General features: G+C 73.4%; 19 protein-coding genes and 2 pseudogenes. 10 read left to right on the top strand and 11 right to left on the bottom strand.

Going from position 1 to position 20,473, the window contains the following annotated elements; all coding sequences use genetic code 11:
- Positions 1-3: 3 nt before the first annotated feature.
- Together ACFY9S_RS20605 and ACFY9S_RS20600 are read left to right on the top strand one after the other, a co-directional pair.
- Positions 4-1,944: a fumarate reductase/succinate dehydrogenase flavoprotein subunit gene (locus ACFY9S_RS20605; RefSeq protein ID WP_391130511.1), complete on the top strand. Its 1,941-nt coding sequence runs from the start codon at positions 4-6 to the stop codon at positions 1,942-1,944.
- Complete coding sequence (locus tag ACFY9S_RS20600; protein WP_391130508.1) at positions 1,941-2,717, top strand: succinate dehydrogenase/fumarate reductase iron-sulfur subunit; 777 nt, start codon at positions 1,941-1,943, stop codon at positions 2,715-2,717. Before ACFY9S_RS20605 ends, ACFY9S_RS20600 begins: the two co-directional genes overlap by 4 nt.
- Here the strand turns inward: ACFY9S_RS20600 and ACFY9S_RS20595 are convergent.
- The 8 genes from ACFY9S_RS20595 to ACFY9S_RS20560 all read right to left on the bottom strand — a co-directional run bounded on the left by ACFY9S_RS20595 (position 2,692) and on the right by ACFY9S_RS20560 (position 10,156).
- The gene (locus ACFY9S_RS20595; protein ID WP_391131173.1) at positions 2,692-3,357 is read right to left on the bottom strand and encodes a phosphotransferase; all 666 of its coding nucleotides are present in this window, start codon (positions 3,355-3,357) and stop codon (positions 2,692-2,694) included. The two genes, ACFY9S_RS20600 and ACFY9S_RS20595, sit on opposite strands and share 26 nt — an antisense overlap.
- The gene (locus tag ACFY9S_RS20590) at positions 3,324-3,719 is read right to left on the bottom strand and encodes a hypothetical protein (RefSeq protein WP_391130505.1); all 396 of its coding nucleotides are present in this window, start codon (positions 3,717-3,719) and stop codon (positions 3,324-3,326) included. The genes ACFY9S_RS20595 and ACFY9S_RS20590 overlap by 34 nt, the downstream gene beginning before the upstream one ends.
- A complete protein-coding gene (locus tag ACFY9S_RS20585; RefSeq protein WP_391130502.1) occupies positions 3,716-4,807 on the bottom strand; it encodes a hypothetical protein in 1,092 nt (363 codons plus the stop codon). Before ACFY9S_RS20585 ends, ACFY9S_RS20590 begins: the two co-directional genes overlap by 4 nt.
- Before the next feature lie 66 nt (positions 4,808-4,873).
- Complete coding sequence (locus ACFY9S_RS20580) at positions 4,874-7,540, bottom strand: SpoIIE family protein phosphatase (protein ID WP_391130499.1); 2,667 nt, start codon at positions 7,538-7,540, stop codon at positions 4,874-4,876.
- Between the two features lie 252 nt (positions 7,541-7,792).
- On the bottom strand, positions 7,793-8,224 hold the full coding sequence (locus tag ACFY9S_RS20575) for an ATP-binding protein (protein ID WP_391130496.1): 432 nt from the start codon (positions 8,222-8,224) through the stop codon (positions 7,793-7,795).
- Positions 8,225-8,359: 135 nt separating this feature from the next.
- On the bottom strand, positions 8,360-8,806 hold the full coding sequence (locus ACFY9S_RS20570; RefSeq protein WP_391130493.1) for an NUDIX domain-containing protein: 447 nt from the start codon (positions 8,804-8,806) through the stop codon (positions 8,360-8,362).
- Positions 8,807-8,867: 61 nt separating this feature from the next.
- On the bottom strand, positions 8,868-9,062 hold the full coding sequence (locus ACFY9S_RS20565; RefSeq protein ID WP_391130490.1) for an SPOR domain-containing protein: 195 nt from the start codon (positions 9,060-9,062) through the stop codon (positions 8,868-8,870).
- A 341-nt stretch (positions 9,063-9,403) separates the two neighbouring features.
- On the bottom strand, positions 9,404-10,156 hold the full coding sequence (locus ACFY9S_RS20560; protein ID WP_391130487.1) for a GntR family transcriptional regulator: 753 nt from the start codon (positions 10,154-10,156) through the stop codon (positions 9,404-9,406).
- A 477-nt stretch (positions 10,157-10,633) separates the two neighbouring features.
- Here ACFY9S_RS20560 and ACFY9S_RS20555 point away from each other — a divergent pair, with 477 nt between their 5' ends.
- Entirely contained in the window at positions 10,634-11,851 is a 1,218-nt protein-coding gene (locus tag ACFY9S_RS20555) for a serpin family protein (RefSeq protein WP_391130484.1), read from the top strand.
- Here the strand turns inward: ACFY9S_RS20555 and ACFY9S_RS20550 are convergent.
- Together ACFY9S_RS20550 and ACFY9S_RS20545 are read right to left on the bottom strand one after the other, a co-directional pair.
- Positions 11,824-13,020 carry a histidine kinase gene (locus ACFY9S_RS20550; protein ID WP_391130481.1) on the bottom strand — a complete coding sequence of 399 codons (1,197 nt, stop codon included), beginning with the start codon at positions 13,018-13,020 and terminating at the stop codon, positions 11,824-11,826. The two genes, ACFY9S_RS20555 and ACFY9S_RS20550, sit on opposite strands and share 28 nt — an antisense overlap.
- Positions 13,017-13,676, bottom strand: a complete 660-nt coding sequence (locus ACFY9S_RS20545; RefSeq protein ID WP_391130478.1) for a response regulator — start codon at positions 13,674-13,676, stop codon at positions 13,017-13,019. Before ACFY9S_RS20545 ends, ACFY9S_RS20550 begins: the two co-directional genes overlap by 4 nt.
- A gap of 234 nt (positions 13,677-13,910) precedes the next feature.
- Here ACFY9S_RS20545 and ACFY9S_RS20540 point away from each other — a divergent pair, with 234 nt between their 5' ends.
- The 3 genes from ACFY9S_RS20540 (at position 13,911) to ACFY9S_RS20530 (ending at position 17,288) form a co-directional block, all read left to right on the top strand.
- Entirely contained in the window at positions 13,911-14,867 is a 957-nt protein-coding gene (locus ACFY9S_RS20540; protein WP_391130476.1) for a DUF4258 domain-containing protein, read from the top strand.
- Positions 14,868-14,889: 22 nt separating this feature from the next.
- Positions 14,890-15,111, top strand: coding sequence for a DUF2283 domain-containing protein (locus tag ACFY9S_RS20535; RefSeq protein WP_102913851.1), 222 nt, complete (start codon positions 14,890-14,892; stop codon positions 15,109-15,111).
- Between the two features lie 596 nt (positions 15,112-15,707).
- Complete coding sequence (locus ACFY9S_RS20530; RefSeq protein WP_391130473.1) at positions 15,708-17,288, top strand: S8 family serine peptidase; 1,581 nt, start codon at positions 15,708-15,710, stop codon at positions 17,286-17,288.
- Positions 17,289-17,371: 83 nt separating this feature from the next.
- On the opposite strand, the pseudogene ACFY9S_RS20525 reads toward ACFY9S_RS20530, so the two are convergent.
- Positions 17,372-17,631, bottom strand: a pseudogene (locus ACFY9S_RS20525) (MarR family winged helix-turn-helix transcriptional regulator); the annotation flags it as partial.
- A gap of 89 nt (positions 17,632-17,720) precedes the next feature.
- On the opposite strand from ACFY9S_RS20525, the gene ACFY9S_RS20520 reads away from it, so the two are divergent.
- The 4 genes and pseudogenes from ACFY9S_RS20520 (at position 17,721) to ACFY9S_RS20505 (ending at position 20,472) form a co-directional block, all read left to right on the top strand.
- Positions 17,721-17,924, top strand: coding sequence for a hypothetical protein (locus ACFY9S_RS20520; protein WP_391130471.1), 204 nt, complete (start codon positions 17,721-17,723; stop codon positions 17,922-17,924).
- Positions 17,885-18,202: pseudogene (locus ACFY9S_RS20515) on the top strand (MMPL family transporter); the annotation flags it as partial. The gene ACFY9S_RS20520 and the pseudogene ACFY9S_RS20515, both read left to right, overlap by 40 nt.
- Positions 18,203-18,425: 223 nt before the next feature.
- Positions 18,426-20,009: a DUF2867 domain-containing protein gene (locus ACFY9S_RS20510; protein ID WP_391130468.1), complete on the top strand. Its 1,584-nt coding sequence runs from the start codon at positions 18,426-18,428 to the stop codon at positions 20,007-20,009.
- A 4-nt stretch (positions 20,010-20,013) separates the two neighbouring features.
- Complete coding sequence (locus tag ACFY9S_RS20505; RefSeq protein ID WP_391130465.1) at positions 20,014-20,472, top strand: deoxyribodipyrimidine photo-lyase; 459 nt, start codon at positions 20,014-20,016, stop codon at positions 20,470-20,472.
- Position 20,473: the final 1 nt, after the last annotated feature.

Below are 20,473 nucleotides of genomic sequence, written 5' to 3'. Positions count from 1 at the left end.
CTGATGTCCGTGGTCGACCGGCAGGAGTGGGACGTCGTGGTGGTGGGCGCGGGCGGTGCCGGGCTGCGCGCCGCCATCGAGGCCCGCGAGCGGGGCGCCCGTACGGCCGTGATCTGCAAGTCGCTGTTCGGCAAGGCGCACACGGTGATGGCCGAGGGCGGCATCGCCGCGGCGATGGCCAACGTCAACAGCGGTGACAACTGGCAGGTGCACTTCCGCGACACCATGCGCGGCGGCAAGTTCCTCAACCAGTGGCGGATGGCCGAGCTGCACGCCCAGGAGGCGCCGCAGCGGGTGTGGGAGCTGGAGACCTGGGGGGCGCTGTTCGACCGCACCCGGGACGGCAAGATCTCCCAGCGTAACTTCGGCGGCCACGAGTACCCGCGCCTCGCCCACGTCGGCGACCGCACGGGCCTGGAGCTGATCCGCACCCTCCAGCAGAAGATCGTCTCCCTCCAGCAGGAGGACTTCGAGGAGACCGGCGACTACGAGTCCCGGCTGAAGGTCTTCCAGGAGTGCACGGTCACCCGCGTCCTGAAGGAGGACGGGCGCGTCTCCGGCGTCTTCGGCTACGAGCGCGAGTCCGGCCGCTTCTTCGTGCTGGAGGCACCGGCTGTCGTCATCGCCACGGGCGGCATCGGCAAGTCCTTCAAGGTGACGTCGAACTCGTGGGAGTACACCGGCGACGGCCACGCGCTGGCGCTCCTCGCCGGCGCACCCCTGCTGAACATGGAGTTCGTGCAGTTCCACCCGACCGGCATGGTCTGGCCGCCGTCGGTGAAGGGCATCCTCGTCACCGAGTCGGTGCGCGGCGACGGCGGGGTGCTGCGCAACTCCGACGGCAAGCGGTTCATGTTCGACTACATCCCGGACGTCTTCAAGGACAAGTACGCCGAGACGGAGGAGGAGGGCGACCGCTGGTACGACGACCCGGACCACAACCGGCGCCCGCCCGAGCTGCTCCCCCGCGACGAGGTCGCGCGGGCGATCAACTCCGAGGTGAAGGAGGGACGCGGCTCGCCGCACGGGGGCGTGTTCCTCGACGTGTCGACACGGATGCCCGCCGAGGTCATCAGGCGCCGGCTGCCGTCGATGTACCACCAGTTCAAGGAGCTGGCGGACGTCGACATCACCGCGGAGGCGATGGAGGTCGGGCCCACCTGCCACTACGTGATGGGCGGGGTCGCGGTCGAGTCCGACACGGCGGCGGCGCGCGGGGTGCCCGGGCTGTACGCGGCCGGTGAGGTGGCCGGCGGCATGCACGGCTCCAACCGGCTCGGCGGCAACTCCCTGTCCGATCTGCTGGTGTTCGGCCGCCGGGCGGGCCGGCACGCGGCCGAGTACGCGGCGGGGCTGTCCGGGGCGCGGCCCGCCGTGGACGACGTCCAGATCGACGCGGCCGCCGCCGAGGCACTGCGGCCCTTCTCGGCCGAGGCGGAGACCGAGGAACCGGCGGGCGGCCCACCGGAGAACCCGTACACCCTGCACCAGGAACTCCAGCAGACGATGAACGACCTGGTCGGCATCATCCGCCGGGAGCCGGAGATGGAGCAGGCCCTCCAGAAGCTGGCCGAGCTGCGGGGCCGGGCGCGCCGGGCCGGGGTCGAGGGACACCGGCAGTTCAACCCGGGCTGGCACCTGGCCCTGGACCTCAGGAACATGCTGCTGGTCAGCGAGTGCGTGGCCCGGGCCGCGCTGGAGCGCACCGAGTCGCGCGGCGGCCACACACGTGAGGACCATCCGGGGATGGACCGCGCCTGGCGGCGGATCAATCTGCTGTGCGCGCTCACCGACCCGACGGGCGGCCTGGCGGCGACGGATCCGGCCCGCGGCCAGATCGCCCTCACCCGTGAGACCACCGAACCCGTCCGTGCCGACCTGCTCGCCCTGTTCGACAAGGAGGAGCTGGTCAAGTACCTCGCCGAAGAGGAGCTCTACGAATGAGCGGCTATACGGCCCACTTCAAGGTGTGGCGCGGGGACGCGAGCGGCGGCGGCCTGGAGGACTTCGAGGTCGAGGTCAACGAGGGTGAGGTGGTGCTCGACATCATCCACCGCCTCCAGGCCACCCGGACGCCCGACCTCGCCGTGCGCTGGAACTGCAAGGCGGGCAAGTGCGGTTCCTGCTCGGCGGAGATCAACGGCCGGCCGCGGCTGTTGTGCATGACGCGCATGTCGGTCTTCGACCGGGACGAGACGATCACGGTGACGCCCCTGCGGGCGTTCCCGGTCGTCCGCGACCTGGTCACCGACGTCGGCTTCAACTACACCAAGGCCAGGGAGGTCCCGGCCTTCGTGCCGCCGGCCGGTGTCGCTCCGGGCGAGTACCGGATGATGCAGGAGGACGTGGACCGCTCGCAGGAGTTCCGCAAGTGCATCGAGTGCTTCCTGTGCCAGGACACCTGTCATGTGGTCCGCGACCACGAGGAGAACAAGCAGGCGTTCGCCGGGCCCCGATTCCTGATGCGCGTGGCGGAGCTGGACATGCACCCGCTGGACGCGGCGGCGGAGTCGGGCCTGGACCGCAAGACCACCGCCCAGGACGAACACGGCCTCGGCTACTGCAACATCACCAAGTGCTGCACCGAGGTCTGCCCCGAAGGCATCAAGATCACGGACAACGCGCTGATCCCATTGAAGGAGCGGGCGGTGGACCGCAAGTACGACCCGCTGGTGTGGCTGGGCTCGAAGATCAGGAGGCGCTCTTCAGCAGGCTGAGCGCCTGGTGGAGGTTGTGCTCCGCGATCTCCCGCATGCGTCCCGGGTCCGGGAAGTCGCCCTCGACGAGGGTCAGCGGACCCGAGACGAGGCCGATGTGCATCGACAGCCGGTACAGGCGCAGGCGCGCCTCGTCGAGGTCGGGGGCGCGCAGGGCGTCGTAGTGGGGGCCGAAGCGGAGCCGGAGGAAGACGTGCTCGTGCTCCACGTCGAAGTACATCAGGCCTTCGATGTCGATGAGCGCGGGCTGCCCGCCGGGCGTGAGCAGGACGTGGTCCGCCCCGAGTTCGCCGTGGACGAGGGTGTGGCGGTCGCGGGGCCGGACCTCGGCGGCCAGGGCGAGGACCTCCTCCTCCAGCCCCCGGCGTGCGGCGGCCATGCGCGGGTCGCGGGCGGCGGCTTCGGCGATGCAGCGCAGCGCGCCCTCGGTGACACGCTGCTCGCACGAGACGCCATGGGAGGAGCCGCCGCCGTCGATGACGGCGGCCTTCCCGAATCGGGGCCCGGTCCGGGCGTGCAGGGTGGCGAGCAGCTCCGCCATCCGCTCCATGGCCTGCGGAGCCCCTTCGGGGTCGCGGGCCAGGGCGTCCTCCAGGCTGCCGCCGGTCAGGTCCTCCACGACGGCCGCGTCCGCGGGCAGGTGCGTGTGCGTGGAGTCGGCGAAGCGGAGGCGGGGTGTGCGGACGCCGGCTGCGAGCGGAGGCGGGGTGTGCGGACGCCGGCTGCGGCCAGGCGGTCGTGGGCCGCCGTGAACAGGCCGACGCCCGTGCCGTGGGAGAAGACGTCCCGGGGGTCGGGGTCCGGCTGGTCCCAGTAGTCCTCGTCGGCGGACCAGACGTAGGCGACGGCGGTGGAGTCGTCGTCGAGGATCAGCCGGTAGACGCCCTTCTTGGTGCCGCCGCGCAGGCGTTCCACGCCGGTGAGGGTGCGGCCCGGGCCGAGGGCGGCGCGGGCGAGGGGGGCCAGGTCGGTGGTGGTGAGGGGGCGTCGGATGGGGGTCACCGCACCCAGTCTTCCTCGTAGGCGCGCCAGTCCGCCTCGGTGGCGGCGAAATCGATGTACAGCGCGACGCCGAAACGGGCCCGGTCAGCGTCCGTGCGGGACAGGCCGAGGCGGACGCCCCGGACCGCCGCGGGCACGGTCTCGGCGTGGCCCCAGTGGTCGAAGTTGCTCTCGTAGTAGAAGGGCAGGCCCATCAGCAGGTCGGTGGAGGGCGGGGTGACCTCCAGGGCCAGGGAGGTCTGCTGGGCCACGTAGCCGCCGTAGGTGCCCTCCAGTGGCTGCGCGGTGTCGTACGACATCACGGCGATCTGGTCGACGCGGCGGGCGACCTGGCCGAAGAACTCCTGCGACCACCACTTGGGGTGGTCGGTGAAGAGGCCGAACACGGTGTGCAGGGCTGGGAGCGGGTCGATCTGGTGGGCGGCGACGGAGAGCTGGGCGTCCCGGGAGCGCGTCTCGCGGCGCAGGGAGTCGAGGAGGGTGAGGAAGTCGCGGTTGCCGGACGGCATGGGTTCCAGGTCGAGGTGAACGCCCTCGTAGCCGGTGTCCAGGACCTGGCGGGCGGAGCGGACGACCGCGGCGCGGGTGTCCGGGTCGTCGAGCCGCATGCCGTCGGGGCCTTCGGTCGCCAGGACGTCACCGAGGAAGGCCTGGACGCGGACGCCGGGCAGTTTCTCGTGCACGGCGTCGATGAACCAGCGGGCCCTCGGATAGACCGACTTCGGGAGGGTGCCGTCGTGCTCCAGTGGACCCGAGTGGACGTACAGGTCGCGGATGCCGGTGTCCCGCAGGCGGCGGGCCAGGGCGGTGACGTCGGCGTCCTTCTTGCGGCCGTCGACCCAGGCGTGCCCGAGCCAGAGGGCGTCGCGGTCGCGGGTGCGGGTGCCGTCGGCCGGGTCGCCCGTGTAGTTGATGCGCAGGGCTGTCAGAACGGCCAGGAGCGGCACCAGCAGGACCAGGACCACGGCGAGTGCCGTGCGTCTGAGCAGGCGTCGGCGCCGTCTTCCCTCTCCCTCGGGTGCGGGGGCGTCCTGCGTGGTGCCTTCGGCGGGCGCCTCGGTCGTGGTGGTGCCTTCCGTGCTGTCCATGCCGTCTCCCCGGTGATGCGGATGGTGTTGCCGGGGATGACGATCAGTACGGACGTTCGGTTGCTGTCAGAACAGGCTCAGCAGGGCCTCCGCCGGATCCGTCAGGCTCGTGTCGCCTCCGGGCAGGGGCAGTTCGAACCACACCGTCTTGCCCCGGGGCGTGCGTCGGGAGCCCCACGCGGCGCTGAGGAGTCCGACGAGCTGGAGGCCGCGGCCACCCTCGTCGGTGTCGCGGGCGCGGCGCCGGCGGGGCTGGACCAGGCCGGAGTCCCAGACCTCGCAGACCAGGGTGCGGTCGAGCAGCAGGCGCAGGCGGATGTCGCCCTCGCCGTAGCGCAGGGCGTTGGTGACCAGCTCGCTGACCAGCAGTTCCGTGGTGTCGACCAGGGGTTCCATGTCCCAGGCGAGCAGCTGGGCACGGGCGTATTCGCGCGCCCGGCCCACGCTGCGCGGCTCGCGGGGCAGGGTCCAGTCGCCGACGGAGTCCGTGGGCAGTCCCTGTACACGTGCCATCAGCAGCGCGATGTCGTCCTCGCCGTGATGGGTGTCGAGGGTGTTGAGGACGTGGTCGCAGACGTCCTCCAGCGGCTGGCTCGGGTCGGAGAGCGTTCTGACGAATGCCTGCAGGCCTTCGTCCAGGGGGTGGTCGCGGCTTTCGACCAGTCCATCCGTGTAGAGCGCGAGCAGGGCGCCTTCGGGCAGCTCGACCTCGACCTCCTCGAAGGGCTCCCCGCCGACGCCGAGCGGCAGGCCGGGCGGCACGTCGAGCATCAGCGCCGCCTCGCCCGGCTCGACCAGCACGGGCGGCAGATGGCCGGCGTTGGCGAAGGTGCAGCGCCGGGTGACGGAGTCGTAGACGGCGTAGACGCAGGTGGCGAGGTACACCTCCGACAGGTCCGCCTCGCGGGGGCGGCGGGCCGCCCGGGTCGCCTGCTGCACACCTCCCCCCGTGCCGAAGGCCTGGGAGGGGCCTCCGGGGGCACCGAGGCCACGGGCGATCTCGTCCAACTGGGCGAGGACCTCGGCCGGTTCCAGGTCGAGCTGGGCCAGGGTGCGGACCGCCGTGCGGAGTTCGCCCATGGCGACGGCGGCGCGCAGCCCGCGGCCCATGACGTCGCCGACGACCAGCGCGGTGCGGTGCCCGGGCAGTTCGATGACGTCGAACCAGTCGCCGCCGACCTCGCTGGGCCGGCCGGTGTTGACGTTGCCGGGCAGGTAGCGGCAGGCGATGTCGAGGCCGGAGGCCTCCGGGTCGCCGGGCGGGAGCAGGGACCGTTGCAGTATCAACGCCCGTTCGTGCTCGCGGCGGTAGAGGCGGGCGTTGTCGATGCAGACGGCGGCCCTCGCGGCCAGTTCCACGGCCAGGTCGCGGTCCCGGTCGCCGAACGGCTCGCTGCCCTTCGTCCGGGCGAACTGCACGAGCCCGACGACGGTGTCGTGGGCGACCATCGGCACGGCGATCGTGGACTGCACCAGCCCGCCGTCCTCGCCCGGGACGGTCTGCGGGCGGGCCGTGCGCAGGGCGTCCGCGCAGGGCGAGTTGAACGGGTAGTGGTGGACGGCGCCCACCGCGACGGGCACGCCGGTGCCGGCGAAGGGCGCGTCGGAGACGGCGCTGGCGAAGGCCACCCGGCGCAGCTCGGCACTGCCGTCGGCGAGCCCGGGCGGGGTCTCGTCGCCGGCCAGCAGGCCCTGGTAGAGGTCGACCGTGGCCAGGTCGCAGAAGCCGGGGACGACGACGTCGAGGAGTTGGCGGGCCGTGGTCTCCAGGTCGAGGGAGTTGCCGATACGGGCGCCCGCCTCGTTCAGCAGGGCGAGGTTGCGCCGGGCGGCGGCGGCCTCGCGGGCGGCGGCGCGCCGGGCGGTGATGTCGATGCCGAGCCAGGCGATCCCGATGGGGCGGCCCGAACCGCTGTGCACGCGGTAGAGGTTGACGGACCAGTGGCGGCGCTCGTCGGAGCCCGGCACGAAGCCCGTGACGTGCATGTCGGTGATGGAGCTGCCGGTTTCCAGCACCCGGCGCAGCGTGGCCGCGACCCGCTCGGCCTCGCCGCGCTGGAGGTAGTCGTGGACGCCCTTGCCGCGGTGGTCGTCGACGTCACCGCCGAAGATCGACGCGAACCGCTGGTTGACGCGGCGGACCCGCAGGTCGGGGTCGATCAGCAGGAAACCGAACGGGGATTGACTGAAAATAGCCTGCGAGGCGGCGAGGTCGGTCTCGATGCTGCGCAGCGTGCGCACGTCGACGACGATGCAGACGGCCGCCTTGTCGCCCTCCTCGGTGCGCGTCGGCATGACGTACACCTCGGCGAGGCCCTCGTTGCCGCACTCCCCCTCGAAGCCCCTCGGCATCCGGAAGGGCACCACGCCGGTCCACTCGCGGCCGTCGAGGATCTCGGCCATCTTGCGCATGCCGCGCTCGCGGTGGCGCGGGTCGATGAACGCCTCGATGGGGTCCATGCCGACGGCGCGGTCGGCGGGGATGCCGAAGAGGTGCTCGGCGCGCAGGCTCCACTGCTCGACCAGCCCGTCGGGGCCGATGGAGAAGGACGCGACCTTGATGTAGTCGTAGATGGAGCCGGGGGGACTGCTCTGCCACATGGCGTCCCCCTGCGGGACCCCGTCGGCCGCGAGCGCACCTCCCACCGCGGAGGCCAGGCCGTCGGCGGCCCTCGCCCTCGCGCCGTCCGACGGGTCCTCGGACTCCGTGGCCCTCGCTGGTATCTCGCTCACGCGAACCGTCCCCTCCAGCTCACCGCGTCCGGCACCGGTCACCGGGGGCGGCTGCCCGCAGTATCCAGCACTACGGTGCCGCACAACACGGTGTTCACGATCACAGCACGGTCCCGATGGTTTTCGGTCCGGACCGTGACAACACTTCCAGTCTTCTAACCAGGGGACACGTCGTCGAATCCCGTCCGTCGGCAACCGCCACTGGCCTGAACCAATCGCTCTACAGCGGTAAGACGTACGTACACCGGATTTTCACTCCGGCACCGCGAGTTCGAACCACACCGTCTTGCCCGAGACGCCGGGCCGGGTGCCCCACCGGCGGGAGGAGGAGGCCACCAGGTGCAGTCCGCGGCCGCTTTCGTCCTCGAGCCGGGCGGCCCGCTCGCGGGGCGGGTCCGGCAGCGGGTCGGAGACCTCGACCAGGAGGACGGTACCCAGGCCCGAGGGCCGGACCAGGCGGACCCCGATGGGGCCCGTGGCGTGCCGGAGGGCGTTGGTGACCAACTCGCTGACCAGTAGTGCCGCGAGGTCCGCGAGGCTGTCGAGGCCCCAGTCGCGGAGTTGGCCGCGCACGGCCCGGCGGGCGGTGCGCACCACGCCCGGCTCGGCGGGAAAAGCCCACTCGGCGCAGCCACCTTCGGTGTCGATCACGCCGATCACTCCCCAGGCAGGAGCCCTACCCATGTCCGAAATCATGGGGTTGATGGGCACATACCCGATATCCAGGGCGGAGTACCGCGCGGGGCGGCGCACAGTGGCACGAAAGGCGTAGAGGGCGCTCCCCTGACGCGCGACGGGGCCGCGCGCCCTCGTCCGGCTTCAGGCGCCGGGCTCTTCCCGCCCGCTCGGGCCGGAGATGAGACCCTCAACGGCTTCCAGGTGCGCGAGCGTCCGCCGTACGGCCGGGACGTCCTGATCGAGCCAGTGCACGTCCCAGATCTCGCCGGGGCCGAGCCAGCGCAGTTCGTCGTGGTCCTGCAGGGGCTCGGGGGGTGCGGAGCCGGGTCGCAGCCGGGCGGTCCACACCTGCAGGACGTAGGGCGCCCTGAGGGGCCACTCCCCCGGGACGCGGCCGTCGATCTCGGCGTCGACGCCGAGTTCCTCGCGCAGCTCGCGGACGAGCGCCGCGTCGGCCGTCTCCCCGGGCTCGACCTTGCCGCCGGGCAGCTCCCAACGCCCGGCCAGCTCGGCGGGCGCGCTGCGCCGGGCGGCCAGCAGCCGCCCGGCGTCGACCAGCGCGGCCCCTACGACGATCCGCTCACTCATGCGGGGAGCCTACGGGAGCGCCGATCTCCGGGGGCCTGCCCGGGCGGTACCCCGGTGGTGGTCAGTCGTGCGCGACGGCCGACCCGTTCTGACCGAGCCGCTCGACCCAGTACAGCTGCTTGTGGCCGCGGCCGTCGAGGCTGTCCGCGATCTTCTGGGCCTCGGCCCGGGTCGCGTACCGGCCCACTCGGTAGCGGTTGCCGCTGTCGTCTTCTCGTATCACGAGCCAGGGCAGAGTGATCGTGCTGTCGTTCATCGCGCCCCTCCACTTCCCGCCCGCGGCCTGTGCCGTGCCCCACCCGCTAAGGAAACCGCAATACGCATATGCCCGACCCTACGCCTAACCTTCACGGAGCGAATACGGCTTTTCACAAAGAGGTACGCAACCGGCCAGAACCCAGGGGGCGCGCAGCGATGAACGCGCCGTCCGTGCACCTCGGCACGCCCCACCGGGGGCATACCGCATACAGGCCCGTCGACCTGCGCACATGACGACGGGCCCCCGGGCAGGCACCGGCCCGCCCTGCGACGGTCCGCACGGCGGCGGTGTGAGCGGGGCGCGTGAGGAGCGCACCGCGGGGCGGATGTGAGCGCCGGCTACTTGACCGGAAGGTGGTAGGCGACCCGGTACCGGTCGGCCGGGATGACCACGTCGGCCGTCTCGACCGGGCGGCCGGAGGCGTAGAAGGTGCGCTGGACGACCAGGACCACATGCCCTGGAACGCCACCCAGGACGAGCAGTTCCTCGGCGAGGCCGGGCCGGGCGCCGACCTCCTCCGTGACGTTGTCCACGATCACGTCGATGGCGCGCATGCGCTCGACGACGCCCATGCCGCCGACCGGTCCCTCCTCCGGCAGCATCACGGGCGTCCGCCCCGTCACGGCGAGGGGCTCCCAGGACGTGGAGAGCATCATCGCCTCACCGCCCTCGCGGTAGAGGTACCGCGTGCACATGACCCGCTCACCCGGCTCGATGTCCAGCCGCTCGGCGACCGCGACGCTCACCTCGGACTGCTCGCTGCTGGACTCCCAGGTGCCGCGGCCCTCGCCGTCGGCCTGCTCCTGGCGGAACGGGGTGGCCCCGCCCGTCGGGCGGTAGCCGGAGCGGGAGATGCGCCGGGGCACGGGCCGCTCACGCACATACGTCCCCGAGCCGGAGCGGCCCTCGACCAGGCCTTCCGCCATGAGCACCTTGCGGGCCTCCAGGGCGACGGTGTCCGAGACCCCGTACTCCTGGCGGATTCTGGCCTGGGAGGGAAGGCGGGTGTGCGGTGGCAGCTGACCGTCGACGATCTTCTGGCGGAGATCACCCGCGACGCGCAGGTACGCCGGCTGCTCACCGAATGTCACTGGCCGCTCCCATCAGGTTGTACAGACAGCAACAGCGTCGCAACCGTACGTTCCGCGGTGCAAGCAAAGGCCAGAGAATCACTCGATGTGATGACATGGTGGCCCCGAGGGCTTTACGCAGGCGGTTTCTCCCCGCTATGGCCGCCGTCACACCTGCGCTACGCATTCGCGGCTCTCGCCCTCGCCCGGGACGGGCGCGGCCGCCGCAGGTTCGAGGGCCCTTGCACGCCGTGACGGTCGCCGGTCCGTCCGCGAAGCCGTACGCCTTGTCGCGCCCCGATCTGCTCGCCGAGCACGTCGGGGACCGGGGCCGCCCAGGCCCGGTGGGCGGCGTTGAGTCCTGGCGGCACCAGGGCTCACCCCCGCTCAGTCTTCTGGAACGGTGATGCCACGGGTACGGTGCTGCCTCGGCCGAGGCGGTGGGCGGGTCCGTCGTACGGCTGGGCGCATCGTGGGCGGCGGGGTGACGGGGGCGGAATGCGGTCGACGGACACGGCGGTACGGGCGGCGAACCGGTTGACGGCCCGCTGGGCGTCGGAGGTCCGCGCGGGCACGGTGTTCTCGGCGGCGGGCGTCTGGCCGCTGCTGGCGCTCCTCGCGGACGGGGCGGCGGGCGCCGCCCGCGAGGAGTTGGAGGAGGCGCTGGGCCTGCCGGCCGGTCAGGCGGGTGCGGCGGCGCGGGAGTTTCTGGCGATGCTGACCGGGATCGACGGCCTGTCGTCCGCCGCGGGGTTGTGGACCGCACGGTTCGTGGCGCTGCGCGAGGAGTGGGCGGCAGGGCTGCCGGTGGGGGCGCACGGGGTGCTCACGGGGGACGCGGCGGCGGACGGGCGGGAGCTGGACGCGTGGGCCGCCGAGCGGACCGGCGGGGTGATCGAGCGGGTGCGGGTGGAGCTCGTGCCGGAGACGTCCCTGGTGATGGCGAGTGCGCTGGTTCTGGGGGCGGACTGGGAGGTGCCGTTCGAGGGGCACTTCGGCGGCTGGCACGGCCGCCACGACCGGGCGGGGCTCGTGCGGGAGGTTCCGGACCTCGACGGCGTCGCCGTGGCCCGGACCGCAGCGGGTGCCGTCACGCGGGTGGTCGTGCGCGGCGTGACGGGGGTCGACGTCCATCTGCTGCTGGGCACGGAGCGGATGAGGCCGGGCGAGGTGCTGGGCGCGGGGACGGGCCTGCTGTCCGGCGCACTGGACGCGGTGCCGGGAAGCCGGCTGCCGGAGGGCGGGCCCGGCCCGGGGCTGCACGTCGTCAAGCGGCGCACCCACACTCCCGAACCGCCGTCGCTGTCGCTGTTCACCGTGGAGTTCACCCTGCGGACCGAGCACGACCTGCTGGCCTCGCGCGACCTCTTCGGCCTGACCACGGCCGCCCGCGACTCCCCGGGCGCCGTTCCCTTTCCCGGCGTGAGCCGGACGCCACTCGTCCTGGAACGCGCGCGGCAGACCATGACGGCCACGTTCAGCGCCGAGGGTTTCAGGGCGGCGGCGGTGACGGCGTTCGCCGCGATCTACCGCGGCCGTTCGTCACAGGAGCCGCCGTACGAGACGACCCGGGCGATGGCCTGTTTCGACCGTCCCTTCGGGTTCCTGACGGTCCACCGTGAGAGCGGGCTGGTTCTCGCGGCCGGGTGGGTCACCGACCCCACGCCGTTTACGCAGGACAGGGGCGGTCACGTACCGGACACGTCGGCGGACTGACGCGTGCCCGTCCACCCCACCGGGAAGACCGCCTTCACCATGAAGCCGCCGTCGGGCGACGGGGCCGCGTGGAAGTCGCCGCCCAGCAGGTGGGCCCGTTCGCGCAGGCCCACCAGGCCGTGACCGCCGCCGGGGAGGGGCGGCCGGGCGGCGACGGGGCCGGGGGCGGTGTTGTGCACCTCCACGTGCAGACCGGCCGCGCAGCGCACCCGTACCCGCGCCCGCGCACCCGGGGCGTGCTTGCGGATGTTGGTCAGCGCCTCCTGCACCGTGCGGTACGCGGCGCGTTCGACCGCCTCGGGCACCGGGACCGGGGGGATCGACACGTCGAGGTCCACCGTGAGGCCGCTGTCGCGGACCAGGTCCGTGAGGCCGGCGAGTCCGGCCCCCGGGGCGCCCTGCGCGCCGGGGTCTCCCGCCGTGCGCAACACCCCCACGAGGTGGCGCAGTTCGGTGAGGGTCTGGGCCGACAGTTCGTGGATCGTGCGGGCCGTCGCCCGCACGTCCGCGTCCCCGGGCCGGCCCACCTGAAGCGCACCGGCCTGGAGGCTGATCAGGCTCACCTTGTGGGCGACGACGTCGTGCATCTCCCGGGCCAGCCGGTTGCGTTCGGTGGCCAGCACCCGCTCGGTCAGGACCTGGTTCTCCCAGGCCCGCCGGGCCGTGGCCGCCCGCAGGCGCTCCTGGCGCGACCGGACCGACCGGCCGAGGACGACTACGCCCGCCGCCACCCCGCAGCAGTCCAGGGCCAGCAGCGCGGTCTCCCGGTCGAGGGCGAGGGAGGAGACGCCGGCCGCCGGGTGGGGCAGGAACCACGCCACCGCGACCGCCGCCGCGCCCGCCACGCCGACGAGGACGTGCCCGCGGCGGACGGCGACGCAGTAGAGCGCGATCAGCGGGGCGAAGGCGATGTGCCCGAGGTACAGCCCCGGCAGGCCGGCGAGCACGGCCGCCTCGGGGGCCCGGCGCCGCAGCAGAAGCGCGCCGGCGGCGACCAGCGCCAGCCACGTCCCGTGCCCGGAGGTGAGGCCGTTGACCACCAGTCCGTCGACCAGGGCGACCAGCACCGGAAGTGCCCCGGAGGCGATGCGCCGTACGGCACCGGGGGCCGGGGGACCGCCGTCCCGTTCTCCGGCTGAAGGCGCCCCGGGCACCGGCACCCCGCTCATCGCCGCCCCGGTCCGGTGCCGACCAGGTTCGCGCGGTCCGCGACCACCGCCGCCTGCACCCGGTTGAGCCCGCCCAGCTTCGCCAGCACGGCGCTCACATGGTCCTTGACCGTGCCGTGCGCCAGGTGCAGCCGGCCCGCGATGGCCCGGTTGCTGAGCCCGGCTCCCACCAGGGCGAGCACCTGCCGCTCGCGGTCGGTGAGCGCCCGCACCCGCCGTACGGCGTCCTCGTCACGACCGGAGAGCAGGTAACCGTCGATCACCTGCCCCACCGCCTCGGGTGCCAGCACCCGACGGCCTGCTGCCAGTACCCGTACGGCGTCGACCAGTTGCTCCGGCGCGGTGTTCTTCATCAGGAATCCGGCGGCCCCCAGTCGCAGCGCCTCGTCCACGTGCTCACGGGCGTCGAAGGTGGTCAGCATCGCCACCGCCGGGGGCCGCGGGAGGGCGGCGACCTGCCGCAGCACGGCCGGGCCGTCCACGACCGGCATCCGGATGTCGAGCAGCAGGACGTCCACCCGCCCGTCACGCACGGCCTCCACCGCGCCCACGCCTGCGCAGTCGGCGACGACGGTGATGTCCTGCGCCGAACCGAGGATCACGCGTAGTCCGGTGCGTACCAGTGGCTCGTCGTCCACCACCGCGACTCGTATCACTTCCGTCCCCCCACGCAGCGCGATCACCGCTCGTTACGACGGCTCTCCCCCGTCCGGCGTTGCACCGGCGCCGTGTGCCACCTGCCACACGGCGGCCCTGACCCCGCCGGTCGGCGGGGTCGGTTCCCGCCCCCGGGCGGATGCCGCCGGCCGGTGCCGCGCTGCCACGATCCGTCGGGACGCCGATCATCACGGGCCCGTCGAACGGGCCGTCAGCACCATGCAAGGACGTACATGCACCACACTCAGGACCGCCCCGCCCGACGCCGACGCACCCACGCCCGCATCCTGGTGGCGTGCTGCACCGCCGGAGCGGTGCTGCTGACCGCCGCGGGGGCGCACGCCGGGACCGGCGACGACGGTTCCCGCCCGTCCCTGGCCGTCCAGGCGGCCGAGACGGTCGAGCGCGTCACCGGGACGTCCGACCTCGTACCCGGCACGCCCGTCGCCGGCGGAGCCACCCGCGCGGAGGTCGGCACCGAGGCATCCGCCGCCCGCATCACCGCGCCGGCCACCGCCGACGGCGCCGTGGAGTTCGCCTACGGCTCCGACGTGCTGCGCCTGACCCTGCCAGGCAGCGCCGACGCGCAGGCCACGACCAGCGCCAGCGGCACGGTCGTCTACCCGGGCGCGGGCGAGGACGTCGACCTGGCCGTGCAGCCCAACCGGGACGGTGTGCGCGCCCTGATCACGCTCAAGGACGCGGACGCCCCGACCGAGTTCCGGTTCCCGCTCGGCCTGCCGGCGGACGCGGCCACCGAGACCCTTGAGGACGGTTCCGTCCTGGTCACCCGCGGCGAGGAGTACCTCGGCACGTTCGACGCGCCGTGGGCGAAGGACGCGCGCGGCGAGGCCGTGCCGACCGAGTACCGCGTCGAGGGCGGCGCCCTCGTGCAGACCGTGCGGCCGGGGCCGGGCACAGCCTTCCCGGTGGTGGCGGACCCGGCGTGGTTCATCCCGATCGCGATCGTCGCCGGGCGGCTGCTGCTCTCCCAGGGCGTCAAGAGCATCTCCAAGCACGCGGCCCAGCGCATGGCCCAGCGCGGCATCAGCCAGGAGATGGTCGCGCGTACGGTGAAGACCGGCAAGAAGACCAAGGGCAAGTCGCCGGGGACGTGGAAGTACACCACCGGCAAGATCTGGGTCGTGATCAACAAGGCCGGCAACGTCGTGTCCGTCGGCCGCAACTGAGCCCGTTCCCGAGAGGCGAAGCATGCACATCGAGTACGACCGCGAGAACGACACCGCGTATGTCTCCCTTGTCGCGCACATCGCGGACGGCGCCGCCGTCCGGCAGATCCCCGTCGACGGGGTCGGGGCGGACGCGGAGGTGTTCCTCGACGTGGACGCGTCGGGGCGGCTGCTCGGCATCGAGGTGATCGGTGCGGGCGGCGCACTGCCTGCGGAGGTACTGAAGCAGTCCTCCGCAGGCTGACACGCTGGGGCGCCCGGCCGGGCGCCGCCCGTCCGGCCTACCGGGGCCGGCTGCCTCCGGCGGGGACCGGTGTGGCGCCAAAGCCCACGACCGTCACGATCCGGGCGACCGGCCAGGTGCCGCTGACGGGGGGCTCCGCCTCTGCCTTCCGGCTGGCCGGCTTGTCGGCTGGCCGCGGAGCAGGGAGCAGCGACGCTCCGTCACCATCAGACCGACCGCCCGGATTGCCACCGACGGCGGCTCTGCCGCCCGGCTGCCCTCGTGGAGCGGGCCGCGCAACACAGCCCGGTCCCCACCCAGCCGACAGCCCGCTCACGGGCGACGCCCCGCCTGCCGCCTGCCGCCTGCCGCCTGCCGCCTGCCGCCTGCCGCCTGCCGCCTGCCGCGGAGCGTCTCCGTTGCTGACTGGTCGTCACACGGTTTATGCCGGTCCGTGCAGGGCCCTTGTGCAATTCCTGTGGAGGCCTCAATCTTTCGCTGACGCACAGGAGTAGCCGCTGGCTTGACATGGTCATGACCCACTGGCCTCATCGGCGGCGACCGACGGGCGTGCACCACACCCCACAGCGCACCACCGATTGAGGAGGACCCCTCAGATGGCAGTGATGCGTACTCCCCACAGATCCTCCCGGCGAAGACTGGCCGCGCTCGGCGCGACGGCCACCGCGGCGCTCGTCGCGAGCCTCGTCTCCGCCCTTCCCGCCGGCGCGGCCCCGGTCGCGGCCGAAGGGCGCATCCAGTACGCGGGCGCCGCGAACGCCGTCGCCGGCAGCTACGTCGTCACCCTGAAGACCGAGAAGGCCGCTTCCACCGAAGGCCGCGCGCTCGCGCGCAAGTACGGCGCCGACATCGAGCGGACGTACACCAAGGCCCTGAACGGCTACGAGGTCGAGGCGTCCGAGTCCGAGGCGAAACGTCTCGCCGCCGACCCGGCCGTCGCCTCCGTCGTGCAGAACCGGACGTTCTCCATCACCGGGACGCAGCCCAGCCCGCCATCCTGGGGCCTGGACCGCATCGACCAGAAGAGCCTGCCGCTGAACAGCTCGTACACCTACCCGGACTCGGCGGGTGAGGGCGTCACCGCGTACGTCATCGACACCGGCGTCCGCATCACACACGGCGACTTCGGCGGTCGCGCCTCCTACGGCTACGACGCCGTCGACAACGACAACACCGCCCAGGACGGCCACGGCCACGGCACGCACGTCGCCGGCACGGTCGCCGGAAGCGCCTACGGCGTCGCCAAGAAGGCCAAGGTCGTCGGCGTCCGGGTGCTGAACAACTCCGGCCAGGGCACCACCGCCCAGGTCGTCGCCGGCATCGACTGGGTCGCCCGGAACGCGGCCAAGCCCGCCGTCGCCAACATGTCCCTCGGCGGCCCCGGCGACACGGCCATCGACACGGCCGTCCGCAACGCCATCACCTCCGGCGTCTCCTTCGTGGTCGCGGCCGGCAACGAGTCCACCAACGCCTCCACCCGGTCCCCGGCCCGCGTCACCGAGGCCGTCACGGTCGGCGCGACGACATCGAGCGACGCGAAGGCGAGCTACTCCAACTACGGCACCGTCCTGGACCTGTTCGCGCCGGGCTCGTCCATCACCTCGGCCTGGCGCACGAGCGACTCGGCGACCAACACCATCTCCGGCACGTCGATGGCGAGCCCGCACGTCGCCGGCGCCGCCGCCCTCCACCTGGCCGACAACCCCACGGCCACGCCGGCGCAGGTCTCCGCCGCGCTGACCTCCGCCGCGACCACCGGAGTCGTCACCAGCCCCGGCAGCGGCTCGCCCAACCGGCTCCTCAACGTCGGCGGCGGTACGACCACCCCGCCCGGCCCGCGCTTCGAGAACACCGCTGACCAGACCATCGCCGACAACGCCACCGTCGAGTCACCGGTGACGGTCTCCGGCGTCTCCGGCAACGCCCCCTCGGCCCTGGCCGTCGAGGTGCACATCGTCCACACCTACATCGGTGACCTCCAGGTCCAGCTGATCGCCCCCGACGGCACGGCGTACACGCTGAAGTCGTACGGCACCGGCGGCAGTGCGGACAACATCGACACCACGTACACCGTGAACGCCTCCTCGGAGGCCGCGAACGGCACGTGGAAGCTGCGGGTGAGCGACAACGCCCGCTTCGACACCGGGCGGATCGACGCCTGGGCGCTCCAGTTCTGACCTGAGCGACCCGAGCGCGGGGGCCGGGCTCGCGCGAGCCCGGTCCCGTCCCGACCGGCACGTGACGGATCCTCAGCCGGGATCCGGCGCGGCAGGGCCAGTTCGGGGTTCATCTCGCTGAGGAACCGGCCGACCAACTCCAGTTCCCCGGGGCTGAAGCGGCCCCGGGCCGCGTCGGTGCTCCGCGCCAGAGGGCGGAAGCAGTCCCGGGCCAGGCCCCTGGCCACGTCGGCGTACTGCAGGTGCACCACGCGGCGGTCTCCGGCGTCCCGGACCCGGCGGATGTGCCCGGCCCCCGCTCCAGCCGGTCGAGGTACGCCGTCACAGCGCCGGACGTGAGATGGCGGTGCCCCGCGCGGGCCACCGCGGGCCTGGCCTCCGCCGGGGCGCCGGACGTGAGATCGAGCTGCCCCGCGGGGGGCCACCGCGGGCGTGCCCTCCGCCGGCGCCGTCTCCGCCTCCGGACGGCTCGCGCGGCGCGACGACGGCGTCGACACAGCCGCGCTCGGCGGCCAGGTACAGGCCCCGGGCGGGCGGGTGCGCATCCACGCCACCCTGAAGGCAGCCGCGGACAGCGACGCGGCCGAGGAGACCGTTTCCTGGCGGCACTCGGTGTCGACTACACCATCTTCCTGATGTCCCGGGTCCGGGAGAGGCGCTCGTGCATGGCAACCGGCGGGTGGTGTTGTGCGGACTCACCACCACCGGCGTGTGATCACCTCGGCGGGTGTGGTGCTCGCCGCGACGTTCGCGGCACTGATGGTGATCCCGCTGGCTTCCTGGTGCGGATCGCGCTCATCGTCGCCTTCGGGGCGCCCCTGGACAGGCCCGTGGTGCGCTCGCTGCCGTTGCCCGCGCCGATGATCGGCATCGGACCCCGGGCATGGTGGCCGAGCGCCCTCGCCCACGACAGGCCGGCGGGGTCCGGCGGGGTCCGGCGGGGTCCGGCGGGGTCCGGCGGGGTCCGGCGGGGTCCGGCGGGGTCCGGCGGGGTCCGGCGACGGTACTCCCTCCGGCTGAACCGTCGGCGTCTCCCGTGTCGTGCATCCGCCGAGCGCCCCGGGCGGGAAAGGTTCGCGTCGGGACCGGCCGCGCTCCGGCGGCACGGTGACGGTTCCGGAGGACGGAGGCACGACCATGGCGACGGACGGGCGGCGGCTGCACTGCCTCGTCACCGGGGCGTCCGGCTACATCGGGGGGCGCCTGGTGCCGGAACTGCTGCAGGAGGGCCACCGCGTCCGGTGTCTGGCCCGCTCCCCCGGCAAACTCCGCGACCACCCCTGGGCGGCGCACGCCGAGACGGCCCGGGGGGATGTCACCGACCCGGAGTCGCTCGCCTCGGCGATGCGCGGGGTCGACGTCGCCTACTACCTGGTGCACGCCCTCGGCTCCGGCTCCCGGTTCGAGGACACCGACCGCGTCGCCGCCCGGATCTTCGCCGAGCAGGCCCGGGCCGCAGGCGTACGCCGGATCGTCTACCTGGGCGGGCTCACGCCGCGCGACGTCCCCGAAGCGTCGCTCTCCCCGCATCTGCGGTCCCGGGCCGAGGTGGGGAAGATCTTCCTCGACTCGCCCGTGCCCGCGACCGTGCTGCGGGCCGCCGTCGTCATCGGCTCGGGCTCGGCGTCGTTCGAGATGCTGCGCTACCTCACCGAACGGCTGCCCGTCATGGTCACCCCGAGCTGGGTGCACACCCGCACCCAGCCCATCGGGGTGCGGGACGTGCTGCGCTACCTCGTCGGGGCGGCCACCATGCCGGACGACGTCGACCGGGCCTTCGACATCGGCGGGCCGGACATCCTCACCTACCGGGACATGATGCTGCGCTACGCCGCCGTCGCCGGACTGCCGCGGCGGTTCATCGTGCCGGTCCCGGTCCTCACCCCGCGGCTGTCCAGCCACTGGGTGGGACTCGTCACCCCCGTGCCCGCCTCCCTCGCCCGGCCGCTGACCGAGTCGCTGCGGCACGAGGTCGTCTGCCGCGAACACGACATCGCCCGGTACGTGCCGGACGGCCCGGGCCGGCCGCTGCCGTTCGACGAGGCTCTGGCCCTGGCGCTGCGCCGGGTGCGCGAGGCGCAGGTCTCCACGCGCTGGTCCTCGGCCTCGGTGCCCGGGGCGCCCAGTGACCCGCTGCCCACGGACCCGGACTGGGCGGGCGGCAGCCTCTACCAGGACGAGCGGCAGCGGCCGGTCGAGGCGTCCCGGGCGGCGCTGTGGCGGGTCGTCGAGGGCATCGGCGGCGACAACGGCTGGTACTCCTCCCCTCTGGCCTGGGCCGTACGAGGCCGGCTGGACCGGTTCGCGGGCGGGGTCGGACTGCGCCGCGGACGGCGGGACACCGAGCGGCTGAGGGTCGGCGACTCGCTGGACTTCTGGCGGGTCGAGGAGATCGAACCCGGGCATCTGCTGCGGCTGCGCGCCGAGATGCGGCTGCCCGGGCTCGCCTGGCTGGAGATGTACGCCGAGACCGACGAGCGGGGCCACACCCGCTACCGGCAGCGGGCCCTGTTCCATCCGCGGGGGCTGCTGGGCCACGCCTACTGGTGGAGCGTCGCCCCGTTCCACTCCGTCGTGTTCGGCGGCATGGCGCGCAACATCGCGCGGGCCGCGTCCGAGGGCACCGGCCGGCGCCGCAGCGCCTCACGCATCCGTCGGGCCCACGAGCGGCGAAGTGCCCGGGAGCACCGCACGCAACCCGCACCACCGCACGAGGAGTGACACCATGACCGTCGCGGTCGTCCTGTTCACCTCGGACCTGCGCCTGCACGACCATCCGCCCCTGCGCGCCGCGCTGAACCCGGCGGACGAGGCCGTGCCCCCGTTCGTCCGCGACGCCACCGGGTCGGACGTGACCGACCGCGCCGCCTTCCTCGCCGGCCTGGACGCGTCGCTGCGCCGGCGCGGCGGACGGCTGGTCGTGCGCACGGGGCCGGTCGCCCGGGTCGCCGGCACCGGCACCCGTCCCCACCGCGTCCTCAACCCCGTCCTCCAGGGCAGGCGCTACGACCCGGACGGCACGTACGTACGCCGTCGGGTGCCCGAACCGGCGGACGTCGGCGGCGCCGCGGTGCACGAGCCCTGGCGGCTGCCGGCGGACGAACCCCGGCAGCGCTGTCCGGCGCCGCTCATCGACCTCGGCGAAGGCCCGGCCCGCTTCCGGCAGGCCCGTGGCCACGGCTGAG

Origin of the sequence: Streptomyces sp. NPDC012474 (assembly GCF_042955185.1) — a bacterium.
Lineage (GTDB): Bacteria > Actinomycetota > Actinomycetes > Streptomycetales > Streptomycetaceae > Streptomyces > Streptomyces cahuitamycinicus.
This window is presented reverse-complemented; position numbering and strand designations above follow the sequence as displayed.

What these genes read in the sequence shown, in the direction of transcription:
- ACFY9S_RS20605 (WP_391130511.1), top strand. Translation starts at nt 4, where the DNA reads ATGTCCGTGGTCGACCGGCAGGAGTGGGACGTCGTGGTGGTGGGCGCG.
- ACFY9S_RS20600 (WP_391130508.1), top strand. Translation starts at nt 1,941, where the DNA reads ATGAGCGGCTATACGGCCCACTTCAAGGTGTGGCGCGGGGACGCGAGC.
- ACFY9S_RS20585 (WP_391130502.1), bottom strand. Translation starts at nt 4,807, where the DNA reads ATGGACAGCACGGAAGGCACCACCACGACCGAGGCGCCCGCCGAAGGC.
- ACFY9S_RS20575 (WP_391130496.1), bottom strand. Translation starts at nt 8,224, where the DNA reads ATGGGTAGGGCTCCTGCCTGGGGAGTGATCGGCGTGATCGACACCGAA.
- ACFY9S_RS20570 (WP_391130493.1), bottom strand. Translation starts at nt 8,806, where the DNA reads ATGAGTGAGCGGATCGTCGTAGGGGCCGCGCTGGTCGACGCCGGGCGG.
- ACFY9S_RS20565 (WP_391130490.1), bottom strand. Translation starts at nt 9,062, where the DNA reads ATGAACGACAGCACGATCACTCTGCCCTGGCTCGTGATACGAGAAGAC.
- ACFY9S_RS20555 (WP_391130484.1), top strand. Translation starts at nt 10,634, where the DNA reads ATGCGGTCGACGGACACGGCGGTACGGGCGGCGAACCGGTTGACGGCC.
- ACFY9S_RS20550 (WP_391130481.1), bottom strand. Translation starts at nt 13,020, where the DNA reads ATGAGCGGGGTGCCGGTGCCCGGGGCGCCTTCAGCCGGAGAACGGGAC.
- ACFY9S_RS20540 (WP_391130476.1), top strand. Translation starts at nt 13,911, where the DNA reads ATGCACCACACTCAGGACCGCCCCGCCCGACGCCGACGCACCCACGCC.
- ACFY9S_RS20535 (WP_102913851.1), top strand. Translation starts at nt 14,890, where the DNA reads ATGCACATCGAGTACGACCGCGAGAACGACACCGCGTATGTCTCCCTT.
- ACFY9S_RS20530 (WP_391130473.1), top strand. Translation starts at nt 15,708, where the DNA reads ATGGCAGTGATGCGTACTCCCCACAGATCCTCCCGGCGAAGACTGGCC.
- ACFY9S_RS20510 (WP_391130468.1), top strand. Translation starts at nt 18,426, where the DNA reads ATGGCGACGGACGGGCGGCGGCTGCACTGCCTCGTCACCGGGGCGTCC.
- ACFY9S_RS20505 (WP_391130465.1), top strand. Translation starts at nt 20,014, where the DNA reads ATGACCGTCGCGGTCGTCCTGTTCACCTCGGACCTGCGCCTGCACGAC.